Origin of the sequence: Rhizobium sp. PDO1-076 (assembly GCF_000247475.1) — a bacterium.
Taxonomy (GTDB): domain Bacteria; phylum Pseudomonadota; class Alphaproteobacteria; order Rhizobiales; family Rhizobiaceae; genus Allorhizobium.
In genome coordinates this window covers 1-20,355 of record NZ_AHZC01000395.1, presented here as the reverse complement: position 1 = coordinate 20,355, position 20,355 = coordinate 1, and the positions used below count along the sequence as shown (strand labels likewise).

The 20,355-nt window shown below is 59.7% G+C and carries 19 protein-coding genes and 1 pseudogene; 14 read left to right on the top strand and 6 right to left on the bottom strand.

Features of this window, described 5'->3' with window-relative positions; genetic code table 11:
• Positions 1–776: 776 nt before the first annotated feature.
• From PDO_RS20175 to PDO_RS20160, 4 genes are all read left to right on the top strand, one after another.
• Complete coding sequence (locus PDO_RS20175; protein ID WP_007606236.1) at positions 777–2,822, top strand: O-linked N-acetylglucosamine transferase, SPINDLY family protein; 2,046 nt, start codon at positions 777–779, stop codon at positions 2,820–2,822.
• Positions 2,823–3,034: 212 nt separating this feature from the next.
• Positions 3,035–4,192, top strand: coding sequence for a UDP-galactopyranose/dTDP-fucopyranose mutase family protein (locus PDO_RS20170; protein WP_007606235.1), 1,158 nt, complete (start codon positions 3,035–3,037; stop codon positions 4,190–4,192).
• 99 nt (positions 4,193–4,291) lie between these two features.
• Positions 4,292–5,272, top strand: a complete 981-nt coding sequence (gene galE, locus PDO_RS20165; RefSeq protein ID WP_007606234.1) for a UDP-glucose 4-epimerase GalE — start codon at positions 4,292–4,294, stop codon at positions 5,270–5,272.
• Positions 5,273–5,420: 148 nt separating this feature from the next.
• Positions 5,421–6,143 carry a phosphatase PAP2 family protein gene (locus PDO_RS20160; RefSeq protein WP_007606229.1) on the top strand — a complete coding sequence of 241 codons (723 nt, stop codon included), beginning with the start codon at positions 5,421–5,423 and terminating at the stop codon, positions 6,141–6,143.
• Between the two features lie 4 nt (positions 6,144–6,147).
• On the opposite strand, the gene abc-f is transcribed toward PDO_RS20160, so the two are convergent.
• Positions 6,148–7,770 carry a ribosomal protection-like ABC-F family protein gene (abc-f, locus tag PDO_RS20155; protein ID WP_007606228.1) on the bottom strand — a complete coding sequence of 541 codons (1,623 nt, stop codon included), beginning with the start codon at positions 7,768–7,770 and terminating at the stop codon, positions 6,148–6,150.
• A gap of 207 nt (positions 7,771–7,977) precedes the next feature.
• On the opposite strand from abc-f, the gene PDO_RS20150 reads away from it, so the two are divergent.
• Together PDO_RS20150 and PDO_RS20145 are read left to right on the top strand one after the other, a co-directional pair.
• A complete protein-coding gene (locus PDO_RS20150; RefSeq protein ID WP_192814382.1) occupies positions 7,978–8,394 on the top strand; it encodes a globin domain-containing protein in 417 nt (138 codons plus the stop codon).
• A gap of 2 nt (positions 8,395–8,396) precedes the next feature.
• Complete coding sequence (locus PDO_RS20145) at positions 8,397–8,768, top strand: DUF423 domain-containing protein (protein ID WP_007606226.1); 372 nt, start codon at positions 8,397–8,399, stop codon at positions 8,766–8,768.
• Between the two features lie 40 nt (positions 8,769–8,808).
• Here PDO_RS20145 and PDO_RS26805 read toward each other — a convergent pair whose 3' ends face one another.
• Genes PDO_RS26805 through PDO_RS20130 form a run of 3 tightly spaced genes read right to left on the bottom strand, consistent with a single transcriptional unit; the run spans position 8,809 to position 9,929 of the window.
• Entirely contained in the window at positions 8,809–9,225 is a 417-nt protein-coding gene (locus PDO_RS26805) for a VOC family protein (RefSeq protein WP_007606220.1), read from the bottom strand.
• A 45-nt stretch (positions 9,226–9,270) separates the two neighbouring features.
• Positions 9,271–9,540, bottom strand: coding sequence for a hypothetical protein (locus tag PDO_RS20135; protein ID WP_007606218.1), 270 nt, complete (start codon positions 9,538–9,540; stop codon positions 9,271–9,273).
• On the bottom strand, positions 9,537–9,929 hold the full coding sequence (locus PDO_RS20130) for a DUF2325 domain-containing protein (protein WP_007606216.1): 393 nt from the start codon (positions 9,927–9,929) through the stop codon (positions 9,537–9,539). The genes PDO_RS20135 and PDO_RS20130 overlap by 4 nt, the downstream gene beginning before the upstream one ends.
• Positions 9,930–10,043: 114 nt before the next feature.
• Here PDO_RS20130 and PDO_RS28455 point away from each other — a divergent pair, with 114 nt between their 5' ends.
• The 4 genes from PDO_RS28455 to PDO_RS20115 all read left to right on the top strand — a co-directional run bounded on the left by PDO_RS28455 (position 10,044) and on the right by PDO_RS20115 (position 15,820).
• A complete protein-coding gene (locus PDO_RS28455) occupies positions 10,044–10,184 on the top strand; it encodes a hypothetical protein (protein WP_160167054.1) in 141 nt (46 codons plus the stop codon).
• Between the two features lie 52 nt (positions 10,185–10,236).
• Entirely contained in the window at positions 10,237–11,598 is a 1,362-nt protein-coding gene (locus tag PDO_RS20125; RefSeq protein ID WP_007606214.1) for an NAD(P)-dependent oxidoreductase, read from the top strand.
• Between the two features lie 23 nt (positions 11,599–11,621).
• Positions 11,622–12,935, top strand: a complete 1,314-nt coding sequence (preA, locus tag PDO_RS20120) for an NAD-dependent dihydropyrimidine dehydrogenase subunit PreA (RefSeq protein ID WP_007606212.1) — start codon at positions 11,622–11,624, stop codon at positions 12,933–12,935.
• Between the two features lie 200 nt (positions 12,936–13,135).
• On the top strand, positions 13,136–15,820 hold the full coding sequence (locus PDO_RS20115; RefSeq protein ID WP_007606210.1) for a bifunctional diguanylate cyclase/phosphodiesterase: 2,685 nt from the start codon (positions 13,136–13,138) through the stop codon (positions 15,818–15,820).
• Here the strand turns inward: PDO_RS20115 and PDO_RS20110 are convergent, their stop codons facing one another.
• Positions 15,821–16,462, bottom strand: coding sequence for an exopolysaccharide biosynthesis protein (locus PDO_RS20110; protein ID WP_007606208.1), 642 nt, complete (start codon positions 16,460–16,462; stop codon positions 15,821–15,823).
• Between the two features lie 190 nt (positions 16,463–16,652).
• Here PDO_RS20110 and PDO_RS20105 point away from each other — a divergent pair, with 190 nt between their 5' ends.
• Complete coding sequence (locus PDO_RS20105) at positions 16,653–17,591, top strand: DMT family transporter (RefSeq protein WP_007606205.1); 939 nt, start codon at positions 16,653–16,655, stop codon at positions 17,589–17,591.
• Here the strand turns inward: PDO_RS20105 and PDO_RS20100 are convergent, their stop codons facing one another.
• Positions 17,592–18,242, bottom strand: coding sequence for a TetR family transcriptional regulator C-terminal domain-containing protein (locus PDO_RS20100; RefSeq protein ID WP_007606204.1), 651 nt, complete (start codon positions 18,240–18,242; stop codon positions 17,592–17,594). It abuts the gene before it with no gap.
• Between the two features lie 291 nt (positions 18,243–18,533).
• Here PDO_RS20100 and PDO_RS20095 point away from each other — a divergent pair, with 291 nt between their 5' ends.
• The 3 genes and pseudogenes from PDO_RS20095 to PDO_RS28060 all read left to right on the top strand — a co-directional run.
• Positions 18,534–19,787, top strand: a complete 1,254-nt coding sequence (locus tag PDO_RS20095; RefSeq protein WP_007606201.1) for a Zn-dependent hydrolase — start codon at positions 18,534–18,536, stop codon at positions 19,785–19,787.
• 49 nt (positions 19,788–19,836) lie between these two features.
• Positions 19,837–20,061 carry a hypothetical protein gene (locus PDO_RS20090; protein ID WP_007606194.1) on the top strand — a complete coding sequence of 75 codons (225 nt, stop codon included), beginning with the start codon at positions 19,837–19,839 and terminating at the stop codon, positions 20,059–20,061.
• A gap of 119 nt (positions 20,062–20,180) precedes the next feature.
• A pseudogene (locus PDO_RS28060) lies at positions 20,181–20,355 on the top strand (dihydropyrimidinase); the annotation flags it as partial.

The following is a 20,355-nucleotide window of genomic DNA, read 5'->3' as shown; positions in this document are numbered from 1 at the left end:
CAAGGTGGACGCCATGATTGGCCTCGACCTTCGGTATCCTTTCGGACGGATATATGTGGAAGTGGGACATGGCTCTCGAGAGCCAGTGCGTTGGAAGGGCATCATGCATCCAGAGCGTAAAGCCGCTCTGATTTCCCCACGCCTGCGGGCGCAATTGGTCTTGCCGCAGTAAGACTATTCCTTCGAATCTGTTTCGAACGGACCCGCGAGTCGCACTCTTAGACAAAATTCTTGGCAAAGATCTACCGCTCAGACTCTAATTTTGTGTTAACGCGCTATAGAACCAGACCTTGAAACACCCTTCAAAGCACGCCTTACACATGCGACAGACAGTACATCCAGAAAAAGTACAACCGCGGTCCTGGGAGCATAAAGTACGCCTCATAAATTCACATGAGTTTTTGTCAATAATTGCAGTATAGACGGCGAAAACGTCGCAGAGCTCAATCGTAACATCACTTATTTATAATACAATCACTCAAAGATCAGCAGAAAACGCGTTGATTTCTAGCTTGACGTGTATTTTTTTCTAAAGCGACTGGCGGATAGACGCATCATTCCGCCAACAAGCGCCAAACGGTCATCACTAACTCATGCTTATGGATCGGCAGACGGAGACACTACTGGAAGAATGTCGGCGCAGCGGTCGACCAGCAAGAACACCGAATCCGGGTGAAAGCCACAAGCCCAAAGCAAGCTAGCGCAGCTAAAGCAATCCGACGCTTTAGCGCGTGGTTTCAACTCAAGCCGTTAGGCCTTCAGTTCTTGGGATATACATGGTCATGGACAACGCATTAGCCTCAGACCGCAATTTGCAACTCGCTGTTTTCGTGGAACGAGCCCGCAATCAGAAGCTTCCCCTGAATGAGCTGTTTCAGCTGGCTGAGAATACGAATGCCGCTGGGCAGAGCGCGCAGACCGCAGAATTGTACAAGGCGTGGATTGCCTACAATGACAGCAATCCCCTTCTGCACCTTGCCTATTTCAACTACTCCGTCACGCTCAGGCAACTGGGTGACATCCCCGGCTCGATCAATGCCCTGAGCGCCTGCTTGAAGATTGAGCCGCGCTTCGGCCATGCGAACATCAACCTTGGTCGCGCCTACGAAGATGCCGGTCTGAACGCGCAGGCGATCCAGCAATGGCGCTCGTTCATCGAAGCGACGGCGGAACTGACGCCGGAACGGATGAGCCATCGGCTGATGACCCTTCAGCATATCGGCCGCGTCATGGAAGGTGCGGGCCTGCAGGAAGAGGCTGAAACAGCACTGTGGCAAGCCATCGAAATGCGCCCCGACAAGCCGGAGGCCGGTCAGCATTGGCTGTCCTTGCGCCAGCACCAGTGCAAATGGCCGATTGTCATTCCCTCGGAGCACGTGACAAAGCGCCAGTTGCTCGATGCCATGTCGCCCCTGCCGCTGGGCTGCTATGCCGACGACCCGCTGTTCCAGCTTGCCAAGGCCTATCGTTACCTCAAGACCCTTGTCGGTCGCCCCGACCTGACCGGCTTCACGCCGAAGCAGGTAAAGCAGAAAACCGGAAGCGGCCAGCGCCTGCGCATCGGTTATGTCTCCTCCGACCTGCGCGACCATGCCGTCGGCTTTGCGCTCAGCGAGGTTCTCGAATTGCACGACAAGAGCAGCGTCGAGATTTTCGCCTATTATTGTGGCGAGGCGCGCACCAATGACGGCACCCAGGAACGCATGAAGAAAGTCGTCGACACCTGGCGCGATATCTCGACCATCGACGACGCACAGGCGGCCCGCCTGATCGCGTCCGACGAGATCGATATCCTGCTCGACGTCAACGGCTTTACCAAACATGCCCGTACGCGGATCTTCGCCTACCGTCCGGCACCGGTCATCGCCGCCTTCTGCGGTTATCCCGGTTCGATGGCGAGCCCGTTCCACCAGTATCTGATCGCCGACGACTATATCGTCCCGCCGGAAAACGAGCTCTACTACACCGAAAAGGTCCTGCGCATTCCCTGCAACCAGCCTGTCGACCGCAAGCGCCAGATCGCCGCCAGGCCGACCCGCACCGAAGCTGGCCTGCCGGAGGACGCGTTCGTCTTTGCCTGCTTCAACGGCATGCAGAAGATCACCGCAAACGGCTTTGCCCGCTGGATGAAGATCCTTGCCGCCACGCCGGGAAGCGTGCTGTGGCTTCTGACCGGATCGGACGCCGTCAATCAGCGGCTTCGCCAATCCGCTACCGTCTGCGGCGTCGCCGCCGACCGCATCATCTTCGCGCCGAAGGCACCCAACGCCCAGCATCTCGCCCGTATCGGCGTGGCCGACCTCTTCCTCGACACCTTCCCCTATGGCGCCCATTCGACGGCATCGGACGCGATCACCATGGGCCTGCCGGTCCTGACTTTGCCCGGCAAGAGCTTTGCATCGCGCTTCTGCGCCAGCATCGTCTCGGCTGCCGGCATTCCGGAACTGATCTGCTCGACGCCTGACGACTACGTCAACAAGGCCGTCGCCTATGCCCGTGATCCAGCAAGCCTTGCAGCGGTGCGTGCATCCCTGCAGCGCCAGCGCGAAACCAGTGCCCTGCGCGACATGCCGGCCATGGTTCGGCGTCTGGAAGAACTGTGCTGGCAGATGCAGGGTGAGCGAGAGCGTGGCGAAACGCCGACCCCGGACATGCGCAATCTCGATGTTTACTACGAGGTGGGTGCGGAGATCGTGGCCGAACACATCGAATTCGAGGACGACAAGGCATATCGCCAGCGCTACCTCGACAAACTCACCCAATGGAACAGCTATGAACCGCTGCGCCCTGATGCCCGCCTATGGCCGGAAGCCAGGGCCTGACGAAGCGGCCTTAAGACAAAGGCGGAACTGGAACGGCACTGAGCCGCTTGAGTTCCGCCCGCCCCTGTCTCAGGTTTCGGCCCGACGGCATGGATGCAGGCCCCCTAATCATAATCGGTAGAGCGTCACAAAACTTGCAACGCCACACCTGACCACCATCCGCGCAGCGCAAACACACCGGCTGGCGAAGAGACGAAACAGGACAGTTTGGAATGCCCGCAAAAGGAAAAATTGCTATCGTCGGCGCTGGACTCTCGGGGGCCGTGATCGGGCGCGAACTCGCGCTGGCCGGCTATCAGGTCGAGATCTTCGACGCTCGCAGCCATATCGCCGGAAACTGCCATACCGAGCGCGATGCCGATACCGGCGTCATGGTCCATCTCTACGGCCCGCATATCTTTCACACGGATGACGCCGAAGTCTGGGACTATGTCAACGGCTTCGAGACCTTCCTGCCCTACAAGAACCGGGTCAAGACGACGAGCCAGGATCAGGTCTACTCCCTGCCCGTCAACCTGCACACCATCAACCAGTTCTTCGGCAAGACCTTCCGGCCGGACGAAGCCCGCGCCTTTATTGAGGAGCAGGCCGACAAGACCATCGAGGATCCGCAGACTTTCGAGGAACAGGCCCTGCGTTTTGTCGGCAAGGATCTGTATGAGGCTTTCTTCAAGGGCTACACGGAAAAGCAGTGGGGCTGCTCGCCGACCGACCTGCCCGCGTCGATCCTGAAGCGGCTGCCGGTTCGCTTCAACTACGATGACAACTATTTCTTTCACAAATTCCAGGGCATGCCGGAAAACGGCTACACCGACATGATCGCCGCCATTCTCGATCACGACAACATTTCGGTAAAGCTCGAGACGCGGTTCGATCGCGCTGAGGCCGCGGGCTATGCCCACGTCTTTTATTCCGGCCCGCTCGACGGCTATTTCAATTTCGAACATGGCCGCCTCGGCTATCGCACGCTCGATTTCGAACGCTTCACCTATCAGGGTGACTACCAGGGCTGCGCCGTGATGAACTACGGCGATGCCTCCGTGCCTTATACGAGGATCACTGAGCACAAGCATTTCTCACCCTGGGAAGATCATGCAGGCTCAGTCTGCTACCGCGAATTCGCCCGCGTCTGCGGTCCGGACGACATCCCCTACTACCCCATCCGGCTCGTCAAGGAGAAGGAACAGTTGGCGGAATATGTCGCGCGTGCCGAACAGGAGGCGGGCGTTACATTTGTCGGACGCCTGGGCACTTACCGCTATCTCGACATGGATGTGACCATTCGCGAAGCGCTCGACACCGCGAGGCTTTACCTGTCCAAGACAGCGAAAAATGCCGCTATGCCGGCATTCCTGCATCCACCGGTCTGAGCAACGCCAATCTAGAGAGCCGTGAGTACGATCGCTCTGCTTGTCGAGTAAAACAACACATCGCGATACCCTTCGCGAAACCAGTTCCAAAGGTTGGTCATGACTGAAAAGACAATTCTCGTGGTCGGTGGCGCCGGTTACATCGGCTCCCACACATGCCTGGCTTTGGCCAACAAGGGTTATGTGCCACTGGTCTATGACAACTTTTCCGGCGGCCACGAGGAATTTGTCAAATGGGGACCGGCCGAACAGGGCGACATCCGCGACCGCGCCCGTCTGCGCGAGGTTCTGGCCAAGCACAAGCCGGTCGCCGCCCTGCATTTTGCCGGTCTGATTGAGGTCGGCCAGTCATTCCAGGAACCCGAAGCCTTTTACGACGTCAATGTCGTCGGCTCGCTGACCTTGCTGCAGGCACTGATGGAGGCGGATATTCGCGCCTTCGTCTTTTCCTCGACCTGCGCAACCTATGGCAGGCCGGAGCGTCTGCCGCTCGACGAAACCCATCCACAGAACCCGATCAACCCGTATGGCCGCACCAAGCATATCGTCGAACAGGCGCTGCGCGACTTCGACCTGTGTGATCGCATGCGGTCCGTCATGCTGCGCTATTTCAACGCCGCCGGCGCCGATTTCGAAGGCCGTATCGGCGAGTGGCACACCCCGGAAACCCATGCCATTCCGCTGGCAATCGAAGTGGCGCTCGGCCGGCGTCCGCATTTCTCGATCTTCGGCGAGGATTACGACACCCGCGACGGCACCTGCATCCGCGACTATATCCACGTCAACGATCTGGCAGACGCCCATGTGCGCGCGGTGGAATACCTGCTGAACGGCGGCGAGACGGTCGACATCAATCTCGGCACCGGGACAGGCACCACGGTGAAGGAACTGATCAGCGCCATCGAATCCGTCTCCGGCCGACCGATGCCGGTGGTCAAGACGGAACGCCGCGCCGGCGATCCGCCAATGCTCGTTGCAGGCAACGGCAAGGCGGAAAATGTTCTCGGCTGGAAGCCGAAGCACGACATCAACGACATCATCCGGTCCGCCTGGAACTGGCATTCGCGCTTCAACGGCTAGGTTTGCGATACTCCTTTGGCCCTCGGATGTGACAATAGGCTGGTGCTGCCAACCTATTGTTCTTTCACGCCGCTCCTCTAAATGTGTCCAAGGCCGAAGAGGAGCGCTTCACCGATGCATGTCTTGCCGGATTCCGCAGGGATGACCCATGATGCGTAGGGTGATCGCGCATGCGCGCGAGCGCATCGCCCAGGTCGAAGCCGTGGTTCTGCTTGTCTTCTGTCTCGCCACCGGCGCCGCCTTTGTCTTTTCAAGACTGATGAGCGAAATGCTCGAGGGCGAGACACGTTTTATCGATGAAGCGGTGCTGCTGTCATTACGCGATGCAACCGATACCAGCCTGCCGATTGGCCCATACTGGCTGAGCAAGATCTTCTCCGATATCACCGTGTTGGGAGGAACCACTGTTCTGGCCCTGGTCACCGTGGCAACGACCGTCTTCTTGTGCATCCGCCGCGAATGGGCCAGCGCAATTTTTCTGGGCGCATCCGTCCTGGGCGGCTGGGCGATCAGCAGCGCGCTCAAGCTGGGTGTGGCCAGACCCCGGCCGGATGTCGTCGCGCATCTAGTCGAAGTGCACGATTTCAGCTTTCCCAGCGGACACGCAATGCTGTCGGCGGCGACTTATCTCACCTTGGCGGCGATACTGACACGGGTCGAAAAGAGCCGCCATGTCCGCGTCTATTTCATAACCCTCGCCGTCTTCCTGATCGTGATCATCGGCATGAGCCGCGTCTATCTCGGCGTGCACTACCCGACCGACGTCCTGGCCGGTTGGTGCGCCGGATCCGCATGGGCCGGCTTCGTCTGGCTATTCGCCAGACGTTATCTCAAGCCGCAACAGGAGGCAGGTCAAACGGTCGGCGAGTAAAGCGTCAGCTTTTCAGGCCTGGCGCTTCATGACCGGTGCGGGCGACATATTCCGTGTAGCCGCCGCCATACTGGAAAATCCCATCCTCCGTGATTTCCAGCACCCGGTTCGACAGTTCCGCCAGGAAGTGGCGATCGTGGCTAACGAACAGCATGGTGCCCTCGTATTGCGACAGCGCCTTGATCAGCATTTCCTTGGTGTCGAGATCAAGGTGGTTGGTCGGCTCGTCGAGCACCAGCAAATTCGGTGGATCGAACAGCATGATCGCCATGACCAGACGCGCCTTTTCGCCACCCGACAGAACCCGGCAACGCTTGTCGATATCGTCGCCGGAAAAGCCGAAACAGCCGGCAAGCGCGCGAAGCGGCGCCTGCCCTGCCCGCGGGAACGTGCTTTCCAGCGTCTCGAAAATGGTCATTTCGCCATCGAGAATATCCATCGCGTGCTGGGCGAAATATCCCATCTTGACGCTGGCCCCGATGGCGACCGTACCGGTATCGGGTGTGCTGTCGCCAGCCACCAGTTTCAGAAGCGTCGACTTTCCGGCGCCGTTGATGCCCATGATGCACCAGCGCTCGCGGCGGCGGACCATGAAGTCGAAGCCGTCATAGATGACCTTGTCGCCATATCTCTTCGAGACATTCTTGACGTTGATCACGTCTTCGCCAGAGCGCGGTGCCGGCAGGAAATCGAAAGCGACGACCTGGCGGCGCTTCGGCGGCTCGACACGGTCGATCTTCTCCAGCTTCTTCACCCGGCTCTGCACCTGCGAAGCATGGCTGGCGCGCGCCTTGAAGCGCTCGATGAACTTGATTTCCTTGGCCAGCATCGCCTGCTGGCGCTCGAACTGCGCCTGCTGCTGCTTTTCGTTCTGGGCGCGCTGGCCCTCGTAAAATTCATAGTCGCCGGAATAGCTGTTGAGCTGGCCGGCATCGATCTCGATGATCTTGGTGACGATGCGGTTCATGAACTCGCGGTCATGCGAGGTCATCAACAGCGCGCCCTCGTATCCCTTGAGGAACTGCTCCAGCCAGATCAGGCTTTCGAGATCCAGATGGTTCGACGGTTCGTCGAGCAGCATCACGTCCGGCCGCATCAGAAGAATGCGGGCAAGTGCCACGCGCATCTTCCAGCCGCCCGACAGCGCGCCAACATCGCCATCCATCATGGTTTCGCTGAAGCTCAGGCCAGCCAGCACTTCGCGCGCACGGCCCTCCAGCGCGTAGCCGTCCAGTTCCTCGTATCGCGCCTGGACTTCACCGTAACGGTCGATGATCTGGTCCATCTCGTCCATGCGGTCAGGATCGACCATCGCCGCTTCCAGTTCGCGCAACTCGGCGGCGACATCGCTGACCGGGCCTGCCCCGTTCATCACTTCGGCAACAGCGCTCAGGCCCGACATTTCGCCGACATCCTGGTTGAAATAGCCGATGGTGATGCCCTTATCGACCGCGACCTGGCCCTCGTCAGGCGCTTCCTGACCCGTGATCATGCGAAACAGCGAGGTCTTGCCCGAGCCGTTCGGCCCGACCAGACCGATCTTCTCCCCACGGTTCAAGGCGGCGGATGTCTCGATGAAGAGGATCCGGTGGCTGAGTTGCTTGCTGATGTTCTCAATACGAATCATGATCTGGGGTCCGAAAAGTTGCGGCGCCCTTATGTCATGGCCAGCCGGTTCTGTCGCAGGTATTTTGCAGTGCACACCCGGTAGACTCGTTGCTTTCCACCGTCATGGTGAACATCTGAGCCCCAAACAGGCCACCTGAAACACGAATTGCATATTGACGCAGCAGTCGCTTCGGCGTTGCCGACCGGTCCGGCAACCGGCTATGGAATGCGGGACGAGCGACAGGAAAAGACCGTGAGCGAAGAAACCATAACCCTCTATGAAGCGATCGGCGGTGACGAGACCGTCAAGGCACTCTGCCGGCGCTTCTACGAACTGATGGACACCTTGCCCGAAGCAGCACGCTGCCGCGCGGTGCATCCGCCGGATCTGTCGGGCAGCGAGGAGAAATTCTACGACTACCTGACCGGCTATCTGGGCGGGCCGCCGATCTATATGGAAAAGCGCGGGCATCCGATGCTGCGCCGTCGCCACTTCGTCGCGGAAATCGGCCCTGTCGAGCGGGATGAATGGCTGCTCTGCTTCCGGCGCGCCATGGACGAGACAATCGCCAACGAAAAGCTCCGCGACATCATCTGGGAGCCGGTCGTGCGGCTTGCCCATCACATGCAGAACAAGGAATAGCCATGTCGTTTGCTACAACCGCCCAAAGGCTCCTGCCGGTCGCGGCCGGCCTGATCGGCGCAGCCGGCGTCGCGCTGGCTGCTGCGGCCAGCCATGCCGGCGGAGAAGCGCTTCTGCGCCCCGCCTCGACCATATGCCTTGCGCATGCGCCAGCGCTGCTGGCGCTCGCGGTCGCCGGCCCCTCCCTGCGGATGGGCAAGGTTTCGGGTGTGATGATGATGGTGGGAACGCTGCTATTTGCTGGAGATCTGGCTTCGCGCCAGTTTGCTGGCTCAGGACTATTTCCGATGGCAGCGCCAACCGGCGGGCTGACGCTGATCGGTGCCTGGCTGCTTCTGGCTGTCGGAGCGGCGCTGCCTCGCCGCGCTGACTGAGGTGCCAGCGCGGAGAAGACCTGTCAGCAGATTGCCCGGATCAATGGCAGGCTTCTGCCATCGGCGCGGCGGCGGCGGTGGCACCGGCCAGCACCATTGCGTCAGCAAACATCAGCAGATTTCCATGCGGGTCGCGAACATGGAATCTGACGTCATGCAGTTGATCGGACGGAAGAACGGCCTCGACACCTCGGTCCCGCAAGACGGTGTAGATTTCGCAAATGGCATTCGAGCGGAAGAACACCGAACTGTTCTGGCACTGAAACGGATCGTCGCTCAGCCAGAAATGCAATTCCATCGGGCCTTTACGGATAACAAGGTAATCGTCGCAGTCGGCACCCACCTCTTCAAAGCCAAGATGGGTGACGTAAAAATCGCGTGTTTCTGAAAAATTCAAGGAAGGTAAGATCGGGACAACGTCAAAGCTTTTGGTCATCGCTTGATCTGTGCGGCTCATATGGGGTTTTCCCTCTAGGCCCGCGTCGTCACCATCGACGAAAGCCTACGTCCCCAAACGTAAGGCGTTTCGCTGCCACTTGGGCGCGGGAAATTCGATAACAAGGGCGGTTGCCCCCGGTGACCTCGCGTAGATGGGACCTGTCTTGCGATTATGCAAGCCCGGCAAAGTGATGATTTCGCATTTCGTCACTTCAATTTTTTGCGAGGGGTTTTTCAAGCCTGCAACGAGCTCCGGCAGCAGGCCGTCGCCACGTTGCTGGGCTATGCGATGAAAGGCGTTGATGCTGCCCTCGTTGGTCCCGTCCGCGCTCATGCTTCGGCATTCCTTTCGCTCATCGTCTGCAGCGCCCTCTCAAGGCTGGATTTCGAGCCATTTCGCAGCGGAATGAAGGTCTTACCGAACTTCTTGCAACCGCTTTTAACGCGCAGACACGCGTCATGGCTGATACAGTCGATCGGGCAGAAGACGCAGTCGACGGAGGGCAGAACGGTATCGATCCGCGACACGGCTTCACGCAATCCGCCGTCGTGATGGATCAGTTCTGCGCCGAAGTTTGTGGCGATCTGCCGCAGGTGAGCAACCTGGCAATCCCGCCCGCCGACATAGAGAAAGCTCTTCACTTCGGGCTGCACGCGCACCTTCGGCTTGCTGGTCACCTCGATCGCCGGCTTCTTTCCGGCATGCTTCTTCTTTTTCGCCATGTCGTCGCGTCTCCGCTCTTCAGATCCGAGTCGGCAAGACGCCGTCCTCATCCAGGAACACACCCATACAAAACATGACAAAAAGAGTAAAGTATATAGTTGAAGGTTTTACTCATGTTTGCCTGGTTTCCGGAAAAACGGCAAAACCATCAACCGCGTCAGTCAGATGATCCGCTTGACGACGGTCAAATCCCCCATATTTTCTGGGCTATTTTAGCAGATTTTTCAAATTTTTACCGTTTGATAAAATTTTGATCCTGAGTTACGCTTCCCTGCATCGCTTCGAACAAAAAATGAGGGAACTGCGATGCGAACACTGGAACCGGGCCTGAAGGCCGGGCGGCTTGACGCTGCCGATTATCAAAGAAACTTTGCCGACCTACATCCGCGCCTGGGCGAACATGAAGCCCTGGTTGCATCAGACAGATGCTACTTCTGTCATGACGCGCCGTGCATGACGGCCTGTCCCACCGCCATCGATATCCCGATGTTCATCCGGCAGATATCGACTGGCAATCCGATTGGCTCCGCCAAGACCATTTTCGATCAGAACATCCTCGGTGGCATGTGCGCCCGCGTCTGTCCGACCGAGCAGCTCTGCGAAGAATCCTGCGTGCGCAACACGGCCGAGGAACGCCCCGTCGAGATCGGCCGCCTGCAGCGCTATGCAACAGATATTGCCATTGATCAGGGCCGCCAGTTCTACACGCCCGCCCCCTCCACTGGCAGAACGGTCGCTGTCGTCGGCGCTGGGCCTGCAGGCCTGTCTGCCGCCCACCGCCTCGCCCTGCACGGCCATCTGGTCACCATCTATGAGGCCCGCGAAAAGGCCGGCGGCCTCAACGAGTACGGCATCGCGGCCTACAAGACGCCGAATGATTTCGCCCAGCGAGAAGTCGACTACATCCTCTCGCTCGGCAATATCGACGTTCTCGACGGCCAGATGCTCGGCCGCGACTTCACCCTCGCCGAACTCCAAGTCAAACACGATGCCGTCTTCATCGGCGCCGGCCTCGGCAACGTCAACATGCTCAACATCCCCGGTGCGCAGATCAACGGCGTCATGGATGCCGTCGAATTCATCTCCCACCTGCGCCAGGCCGACAGCAAGGCCGACGTGCCGGTCGGTCGCGACGTTGTCGTCATTGGCGGCGGCATGACGGCCATCGACGCGGCGGTGCAGGCCAAGCTGCTTGGCGCTGAAAACGTGACGATCTGCTATCGCCGCGGCAAGGAACACATGAACGCCTCGACATTCGAGCAGGATCTGGCGGCCTCGAAGGGCGTCCATATCCGCCACTGGCTGCAGCCGAAGGATGTCGCCCATCACCATGGCCACGTCTCCGCCATCACCTTCGAATATACCCATATCGAGGATGGCATCATGAAGGGTACCGGTCACAAGACCGAGATCAAGACCGACCAGATCCTTGTCGCGATCGGCCAGAAGCTCGACGGCTACGGCCTCGAGGACCTCAGGGTCGAAGGCGGCAAGATCGCCATCGACGCGGAGGGCCGCACCTCGATTACCGGAATCTGGGCAGGCGGCGACTGCGCCACCGGTGGCCAGGATCTGACGGTCTCTGCCGTTGCCATGGGCCGCGATGCGGCCGAAAGCATCAATCAGTCTCTCGCCATGCAGATGGCGGGCGCCAGTGCTGTCGCTTGATCCCGTTTTGAGAGGACAAAATCATGGCTGATCTTCGCAACAATTTCGTCGGCATCAAATCGCCGAACCCGTTCTGGCTCGCCTCTGCGCCGCCCACCGACAAGGCCTACAATGTCGAGCGCGCCTTCCGCGCCGGCTGGGGCGGCGTGGTCTGGAAGACACTGGGTTCGGAAGGCCCGCCCGTCGTCAACGTCAACGGCCCGCGCTACGGCGCGATCTGGGGTGCGGACCGCCGCCTCCTCGGCCTCAACAATATCGAACTGATTACCGATCGCCCGCTTCAGATCAATTTACAGGAGATGAAGCAGGTCAAGATGAAGTGGCCGGATCGCGCGCTGGTCGCCTCGATCATGGTGCCTTGCGTCGAGGAGGAATGGAAGGCGATCCTGCCGCTGGTCGAAGAGACCGGCGCTGACGGCATCGAGCTCAATTTCGGCTGTCCGCACGGCATGTCCGAACGCGGCATGGGCGCGGCCGTCGGCCAGGTGCCGGAATATATCGAAATGGTCGTGCGCTGGTGCAAGCAGTATAGCCGCATGCCTGTCATCACCAAGCTGACCCCCAACATCGCCGACATCCGCAAGCCCGCCCGCGCCGCAAAATCCGGGGGCACCGACGCCGTGTCGCTGATCAACACGATCAACTCGATCGTCTCGGTCGATCTCGACAACTTCGCCCCCAACCCGACCGTCGGCGGCAAGGGCACCCATGGCGGATATTGCGGCCCGGCCGTCAAGCCGATCGCGCTCAACATGGTCGCCGAGATCGCCCGCGATCCGGAAACCCATGGCCTACCGATTTCCGGCATCGGCGGTGTCACCACATGGCGCGATGCGGCCGAATTCATGGTTCTGGGGGCCGGCAATGTGCAGGTCTGCACGGCTGCCATGACCTACGGCTTCAAGATCGTCGAGGAAATGATCACCGGCCTCTCGGACTGGATGGATGCCAAGGGTCACCGCGATCTCGACGACATCACCGGTCGCGCCGTGCCGAACGTGACCGACTGGCAGTATCTCAACCTCAACTACATCGCCAAGGCCCATATCGATCAGGATGCCTGCATCAAATGCGGCCGCTGTCACATCGCCTGTGAGGACACCTCGCATCAGGCGATCACTCAGTTCGTTGACGGCGTTCGCAAGTTCGAGGTGATGGAAGACGAATGTGTCGGCTGCAATCTCTGTGTCAACGTCTGTCCGGTGGAAAACTGCATCACCTTGGTCGGGCTGGATGCTGGCGTTCTTGATCAACGCACCGGAAAACCTGTCGATCCGAACTACGCCAACTGGACGACCCATCCGAACAACCCGATGTCGGTCCAGGCCGCAGAATAGAGCAGTGAAATTGGGTGGGAGGGTGTCGATACGATATGTTCCCACTCACCTAAAACGAGCATCATGCATCGCACTCCACCTGTGATATTTTGACCGATCGATTCAGCAAATTTCAAGGGTTTCGTGAAAATCTGCTCATTTAGCGGAGGCTTCTCAACAGGCTGAAATGGCTCCTCCGCGTCACAATGGGGCATTGAAACATGGCGGAAAAGGTCAGGGACAAGAATTGGGGAGCGCTCGACGCTGCTCTTCAATACTATGTCCCCGCCATTGTTGTTGTCGCCGCCGTTGCGATCGCCATGGTCTACGCCGACATTCAGAAAAACCACCTTCATCAGGAAAATCTGCGCAACGGCGTGGCCGAGGAACTGGGGCTGATCAGGGCCAGGCTGGAAGGCGGAATCAACGCAAATATAAAGCTGGTTCAGGGGCTTGTCGCCGTCGTTGAAACCGAACCGAAGATTGACCAGACACGCTTTTCGGCGCTGGCTGTCCGCCTCTTCGACACCGAGCACCAGTTGCGCCATATTGCCTTGGCACCCGATCTCGTCGTTCGATTTGCCTATCCCTTGAGCGGCAACGAGAAAGCCATCGGCTTCGACTACCGCACAAGCGAAACCCAACGGGAGGTTGCCATGCAGGTGCGTGACACCGGGCGCATGGCGGTGACCGGCCCCGTTGACCTTGTTCAGGGCGGACGTGGCCTCATCGTCCGCTACCCGGTCGTCGTCCAGACCGGCAAAGCCGCGCGCAGCTTCTGGGGCCTGATGGCTGCAGTCATCGATATGGACAAGCTCTACGACTACGGCGGCCTGAATTCGGAAAACCTCGGCATCGAAGTCTCGATCGTCAGCACCAGAGGCGGTGTCAGCAATATGCCGTTTTTCGGCAACCCCTCAGTGTTTCTCGGTTCCCCGGTCCTCATGCCCATCAGTTTTGGCAATGAAAGCTGGGAAATCGCTGCGCGACCCAAAGGTGGATGGGATCAGCCGGCCCAAAACGAAGGCACATTCCGGTTCCTCATGATGCTTGTCGGCGCGATGATCGTCGCGCCCGTCGCCTGGGTCGCCCGCCTGTTGCGGGAGCGGCAGGCCAACATCGCCGTTCTCCGTCAGCGCGAGAGCGAACTGAACGCGATCTCCCACCGGCTCGAACTGGCCCTGACCGCCTCCGGCATCGGCATCTGGAACGTGGATCTGGATACCGGCGAACTGACCTGGGACAATCGAGTCCGCCAACTCTACGGGCTGACCGAAGAACCCGACAGTTCGCTGGAAACCTGGCATACCCTTCTGCATCCTGATGATCTTGAAGTCTCCGAGCGAAACTTCAAGAAGGCCGTGCTCCGCGACCGTGACTATGTCGCCGAATTCAGGATCATTCGTCCGGACGGCGAAACTCGCCACATCCGCGCCTTCGGCACGCATTACCGAGATAGTGAAAACCGCAGGAAGATGGTCGGCGTGAACTGGGACGTCACCGCCGATATCCGTCTGCAGCAGGATCTTCGCGAAGCACAGCGTCAGACCGAACAGCAGAATGAAGCGCTGGAAACTGCCCGCCGGCACATGGAGCACAACTCCTTGCATGACGCCCTGACCGGATTGCCCAATCGCCGCTATCTAGATCAGCATATTGCAGCGATCGACAAGCTTGAACATGCCGAAAACCGACTCACAGTCCTGCACATGGACCTCGATCGCTTCAAGGATATCAACGATACACTCGGTCACGGTGCCGGCGATGCCATGCTGCGCCATGTCGCCGAAAGCTTGCGCCTCAACGTGCGCGACAGCGATTTCGTCGCACGCATCGGCGGCGACGAGTTTGTCATCGTCTGCTTCAGCCAGCTTGGCGAGGAGCAGTATCTGGAGATGGGGCGTCGCCTGATCAGCGCCATCAATACGCCGATCACCTATGAGGGCCATGAGTGCCGGGTCGGTGCCTCGATCGGCGTTGCCACCAAGACCGACCGGAATTCGGTGGTTGCGCAACTGCTGGTCAATGCCGATATCGCCCTTTATGAAGCCAAGCGCCGGGGCCGCAACCGCGTCGAGCGGTTCAGCGATCAATTGCGCGCTCAGACGGTGAACACCAAGAAGACAGCCGATGCCATCCTGCGCTCGCTGGCAGCGGAAGAGTTCATCCCCTATTTCCAGCCGCAGTTCGATGCCCACACCCTGGAAATCAACGGTGTCGAGGCACTGGCGCGCTGGCAGCATCCGCAACGCGGCATCCTGGCACCGCACGCCTTCCTCGATATTGCCGAAAGTCTCAATGTCGTCTCGCAGATCGACGCGACCATCCTCGATCAGGCCTTGTTCCAGCTCACCCGCTGGCGCGCCAACGACCTTGGCGTCGACCGCGTCTCCGTCAACATTTCGGCACAGCGCCTGTTTGAAGAAACATTGCTCGAACGGCTCGACACACTCACGCTCGAGCCCGGCAGCCTGTCGTTTGAGTTGCTGGAATCGATCTCATTCGACGACAAGGGTGACGCGATCGCCCAGAGCATCGACCGCATCCGCGCCTATGGCATCGACATCGAAATTGATGATTTCGGCACCGGCTATGCATCGATCCTCAGCTTGGTCAAGCTTTCCCCGAGCCGACTGAAGATCGACCGCCAGCTGACCGCTCCGATCGTAAGCAATGTGGCCCAACGCCGCCTGATCAGCTCGATCGTCGATATAGGCCGGTCTCTCGGCATCGGCATCGTGGCCGAAGGCGTCGAGACCATGGAGCATGCGGCGATCCTGCGCGATCTCGGCTGCCATACCCTGCAAGGCTACGCCCTCGCGCGACCGATGAGTGGCGACGCGTTTATCGATTTTGCCCGCAGGCACGCGCAGGAGCGCCAAGACCTGTTGCTCAGCCGCGCCTGATCAGCCGCCGAGCAGGTTAAGGCTCTGGCCCGCGGCATAGGCCGCATAGGCGAGCCCGCCGAAATAGACCAGCGTCAGCAGCGTCAGCAGATAGCCACCGGCAACCACAAGGCCGTCACGCTGGGAAATACCGGCCGATAGCAGCAGGATCGCGACACCCGGCAGGGTGTTGGAAAACGGAATGAAGCTCAGCGGCATCATCAGCAGTGCGCCGGCCCCCGTCAGCGTCAGGCCGTTCAGACGGTTCATCACGACGCCGGTCGTCAACAGCGAGACGCGCGGCCGGATGAAGCGATCCAGCCGTCGCAGCACGTTGACGCCACGCTCCAGCACCGGCACCAGCTTACGGCTTTCCAGCCGGCGATCGACCAGCTTTTCCGGCAGCCACGGCAGGCGATTGAATGTGATGGCGATACCGATCAGCACGATGCCGGCCCCGAACACCGTAGAGACACCCGGAATGGAAACCGGAAACAGGAATGGCAGCGACAGCAGGCCACACAGCAACAGCAGGCCGCTCTCGCCCATTTCCGCGAGGATCTCGCGCAGAGTCACATGCTCGCCGCGAATGGAATTGATCACGCCTTGCAGAACGTCGCTGGTCTTGCGGGTGGTGTCGCTGAAGCCGATCGTCGTTGTCATGGCATCCACTTTCGATTAACTGGCAGGGTGTGTCGGGATGGAGCGGAACGCATCGCTCCAGTCGGCGCTTCAATTGGCGCTCCGTCGCAAATGAATGAGAATACCGGCCTGGTCAAGCCTTCGCCCAGTGGAGGAGAACAGCCGGACAGGGGCGAAAACGCTTTCGCCGAGCATGCCCGCAGGAATGGAAATGTCTGAAAACACCGTCGAAACCGCCTCCCCGAACGAACATTCCATTCATGCCAAAGGTCGCGAAAAGCTACTCGCCCACGCCGGAATGATGCTCTTTGCGGCGTTGATTGCCGGCTCCTTCTCCTTCGGCGGCATAGCGGCACAATCCATGGATGCCGGCCCCCTGACCCTCTGGCGCTACCTTCTGACAGTGGTCGTCATGGGCATCATGGCCTTCGGCATCTTCAAGGCGCCTTTCCAGTTTCCGAAAGAGCCCTGGCGTTTCGTCATCCTCGGCGGCCTGATCGCCGTCTACATGCTGACCATGTTCACCGCCCTGGAATTCACCAGCCCTGTCCAGACCGGCGCCGTCTTCACCCTGATGCCTCTGATCAGCGCCGGCTTTGCTTTTTTCCTGTTGCGCCAGCCGACCCGGCCGGGCGTGCTGGCTGCCCTGATCATCGCGGCGCTCGGCGCAATCTGGGTCATCTTCCGCGCCGATGTCAGTGCCATGTTGGCCTTTGACGTGGGGGGCGGCGAGTTGATCTATTTCGTCGGGGTCATTGGGCATGCCGCCTATGTGCCGCTGATCCGCAAGTTTGGCCGCGGCGAACATCCCGTCGCCTTCGGTTTCTGGGTGACGGTCTTTACCGTGCCCTGGCTTCTGCCGACAGGCGCCCTGCCGCTGATCGAAACAGACTTTTCCACACTGCCGCTGAGCGTCTGGGCGACGGTCGCCTATCTTTCGGTGGTGACGACCGCGATCACCTTCATGCTGCTGCAATATGCCTCGACCCGGCTTCCCGCCGCCAAGGTGCTTGGCTACGGCTATCTCACGCCAACCTCGGTGATTATCCTTGAGGGGTTGATCGGCCATGGCTGGGCCAGCCCGGCCGTCTTTGCCGGCGCACTGGTAACGGCCGGCGGCCTTTTGGTCATGGGACTGCTGAAAGACTGATCAGGCGCTCTTGTCGCCGAGGATGAGGCCACTGACGAACAGCTTCTCCAGGAATTGCGCGGCCGCCTCGAAGCGATCGACACCGTCATGTCCGCGACCCAGCACAGCCTTCACTTGAACATCGAAATCGGCATAGTGCTGCGTGGTCGACCAAATCGAGAAGATCATGTGATAAGGATCGCAGTCGCGCACCTTGCCGGCCGCGATCCAAGCCCGGATCACCTCGGCCTTCTCATCGACGAGAGACTTGAGCGGCCCCTCCAGAACACCTTCTATATGCGGCGCGCCCTGCAGGATCTCGTTGGCGAACAGCCGGCTCTCGCGCGGAAAATCGCGCGCCATTTCCAGCTTGCGGCGGATATAGGAACGGATCTCCTCCTCCGGATCGCCCTCGGCGTCGAAGGCCTGCAACGGCTCCAGCCAGTTTTCCAGCACCCGATCGATCAACGCCCGGTGCATCGTGTCCTTGGTGCGGAAATAGTAGAGGAGGTTCGGTTTCGACATACCTGCCACCTCGGCGATCTGATCGATCGTCGAGCCATGAAACCCCCGCTGCGAAAACACTTCAAGCGCTGCCTCGAGGATAAGCTCCTCTTTCTCTTCCTGAATGCGTGTGCGCCTCTGGGTCTGTGCCGCTCTCGGTATCGCCATTTTTTAGGTGTTCCCGCCTAACATACTGAAGTAATTCGACAATATTGGCGCACATTTTCTGTGCAACTGCCCGGTTTTTTGTCGCAAATTTTTCCGATTTTCGTCTTGAGTGCCGCGATGGAAGTTGTAATGTTTTACCAGTCGGTCAAATTATTGGACAGATGCCGGACAAAGGCAACTGCCGATACGACAGCGGTAAAAAAACAAACAATCACCGCCGTCGTTGACCCCGGGGAATAATGAAGCCGGGCGAAAGATCCGGCTTTGGGTGAACAGGTGAGGACTAGGATCATGACGGCTCAACCCGGCGTAAACCTGCGCGTCAACGGCGACCGGCTGTGGGACATGCTGATTGACATGGCGAAGATCGGCCCCGGCATCGCCGGCGGTAACAATCGCCAGACGCTCACCGATGAGGATGCAGAAGGCCGTCGCCTGTTCCAGCGCTGGTGCGAGGATGCCCGCCTGACGATGGGCGTCGACACCATGGGCAACATGTTCATGACACGCGCCGGAACCGACCCGGATGCCCTTCCCGTCTATGTCGGCTCCCATCTCGACACCCAGCCAACCGGTGGCAAGTATGACGGCGTGCTCGGCGTGCTGGCTGGCCTCGAAGTCGTCCGCTCCATGAATGACCTCAACATCAAGACGAAGCATCCGATCGTGGTCACCAACTGGACCAACGAGGAAGGCGCGCGCTTCGCCCCCGCCATGCTCGCATCAGGCGTGTTCGCAGGTATGCTGACGCAGGAATATGCCTATGCCCGGAAGGACATGGACGGAAAGAGTTTCGGCGACGAGCTGAAGCGCATCGGCTGGCTCGGCGATGAAGAGGTCGGCGCGCGGCCGATGCACGCCTATTTCGAATATCATATCGAACAGGGCCCGATCCTCGAAGCCGAGGATCGGCAGATCGGCGTCGTCACCCATTGCCAGGGCCTGTGGTGGCTGGAATTCACTCTGACCGGTCGCGAGGCCCATACCGGCTCGACCCCGATGAACCTGCGCGTCAATGCCGGCCTTGCCATGGCCCGCATCATGGAGATGGTGCAGGGCGTGGCCATGAGCGAACAACCTGGCGCCGTCGGCGGCGTCGGCCAGGTCAAGTTCTCGCCGAACTCGCGCAACGTGCTGCCCGGCACAGTCGTCTTCACCGTCGACATCCGCACGCCCTCCCAGGAAAAGCTCGATCGCATGCGTGCCAAGATCGAGGCAGAGGCAGCGACAATCTGCGAAACGCTCGGTGTCGGCTGTTCGGTCGAGGCCGTCGGCCATTTCGATCCGGTCACCTTCGATCCGAAGCTCGTCGCCTCCGTCCGCAAGGCGGCGGAAGATCTCGGCTACAGCCACATGGATATCATTTCCGGCGCCGGCCACGACGCCTGCTGGGCCGCCAAGGTCGCCCCCGCAACCATGATCATGTGCCCCTGCGTCGGCGGCTTGTCGCACAATGAGGCCGAGGAAATCTCGAAGGACTGGGCAACAGCCGGCGCCGACGTGCTGCTGCGCGCGGTGCTGGAGACGGCGGAGATTGTCGGGTGAACACTTCGGCGTTATATTGGGTTGTGCAAGGTCCGATGGAGCATCGATCATGTCCTCGTCTGCCGACAATCTGGTCCTCGAACACCTGCGCGCAATCCGCGGCAAGATGGATCGCCTCTCCGACGACATGTCGGAGGTCAAAGCGCGCCTCGGCGTCCTCGAATACCAGGTCGGTGGCCTCACAGCCCAGAATGCCGGTTTCTCCAATCGGCTCGATCGGTTGGACGATCGCCTTTCCCGCATTGAACAGCGGCTCGATCTGGTCGAGGTATAAATCGACGTCGCACGGGGCTTCTCCCGAGCACATGCTGAAAATCCACTAGATGGCACGACGCGGCGCGACAGCACCGTGAACGGTGCCGCCGTCTTGAAAAACGAGAGGGAGAGCAGGCAATGACCACAGTCATCAAGAACGGCACCATCGTCACCGCCGATCTCACCTACAAGGCCGACGTCAAGATCGACGCTGGCGTGATCGTCGAGATCGGCCCGAACCTCTCCGGCGACACCGAACTGGACGCCACCGGATGTTACCTCATGCCCGGCGGCATCGATCCGCATGTGCATC

Coding starts and splice junctions, on each gene's coding strand:
- preA (WP_007606212.1), top strand. CDS start 11,622: ATGGCTGATCTTCGCAACAATTTCGTCGGCATCAAATCGCCGAACCCG.
- PDO_RS20130 (WP_007606216.1), bottom strand. CDS start 9,929: ATGGCGAAAAAGAAGAAGCATGCCGGAAAGAAGCCGGCGATCGAGGTG.
- PDO_RS20125 (WP_007606214.1), top strand. CDS start 10,237: ATGCGAACACTGGAACCGGGCCTGAAGGCCGGGCGGCTTGACGCTGCC.
- PDO_RS20100 (WP_007606204.1), bottom strand. CDS start 18,242: ATGGCGATACCGAGAGCGGCACAGACCCAGAGGCGCACACGCATTCAG.
- PDO_RS20160 (WP_007606229.1), top strand. CDS start 5,421: ATGATGCGTAGGGTGATCGCGCATGCGCGCGAGCGCATCGCCCAGGTC.
- PDO_RS20145 (WP_007606226.1), top strand. CDS start 8,397: ATGTCGTTTGCTACAACCGCCCAAAGGCTCCTGCCGGTCGCGGCCGGC.
- PDO_RS20110 (WP_007606208.1), bottom strand. CDS start 16,462: ATGACAACGACGATCGGCTTCAGCGACACCACCCGCAAGACCAGCGAC.
- PDO_RS20105 (WP_007606205.1), top strand. CDS start 16,653: ATGTCTGAAAACACCGTCGAAACCGCCTCCCCGAACGAACATTCCATT.
- PDO_RS26805 (WP_007606220.1), bottom strand. CDS start 9,225: ATGAGCCGCACAGATCAAGCGATGACCAAAAGCTTTGACGTTGTCCCG.
- PDO_RS20175 (WP_007606236.1), top strand. CDS start 777: ATGGTCATGGACAACGCATTAGCCTCAGACCGCAATTTGCAACTCGCT.
- PDO_RS20115 (WP_007606210.1), top strand. CDS start 13,136: ATGGCGGAAAAGGTCAGGGACAAGAATTGGGGAGCGCTCGACGCTGCT.
- PDO_RS28455 (WP_160167054.1), top strand. CDS start 10,044: ATGTTTGCCTGGTTTCCGGAAAAACGGCAAAACCATCAACCGCGTCAG.
- PDO_RS20095 (WP_007606201.1), top strand. CDS start 18,534: ATGACGGCTCAACCCGGCGTAAACCTGCGCGTCAACGGCGACCGGCTG.
- PDO_RS20150 (WP_192814382.1), top strand. CDS start 7,978: ATGCGGGACGAGCGACAGGAAAAGACCGTGAGCGAAGAAACCATAACC.
- PDO_RS20170 (WP_007606235.1), top strand. CDS start 3,035: ATGCCCGCAAAAGGAAAAATTGCTATCGTCGGCGCTGGACTCTCGGGG.
- galE (WP_007606234.1), top strand. CDS start 4,292: ATGACTGAAAAGACAATTCTCGTGGTCGGTGGCGCCGGTTACATCGGC.
- PDO_RS20090 (WP_007606194.1), top strand. CDS start 19,837: ATGTCCTCGTCTGCCGACAATCTGGTCCTCGAACACCTGCGCGCAATC.
- PDO_RS20135 (WP_007606218.1), bottom strand. CDS start 9,540: ATGAGCGCGGACGGGACCAACGAGGGCAGCATCAACGCCTTTCATCGC.
- abc-f (WP_007606228.1), bottom strand. CDS start 7,770: ATGATTCGTATTGAGAACATCAGCAAGCAACTCAGCCACCGGATCCTC.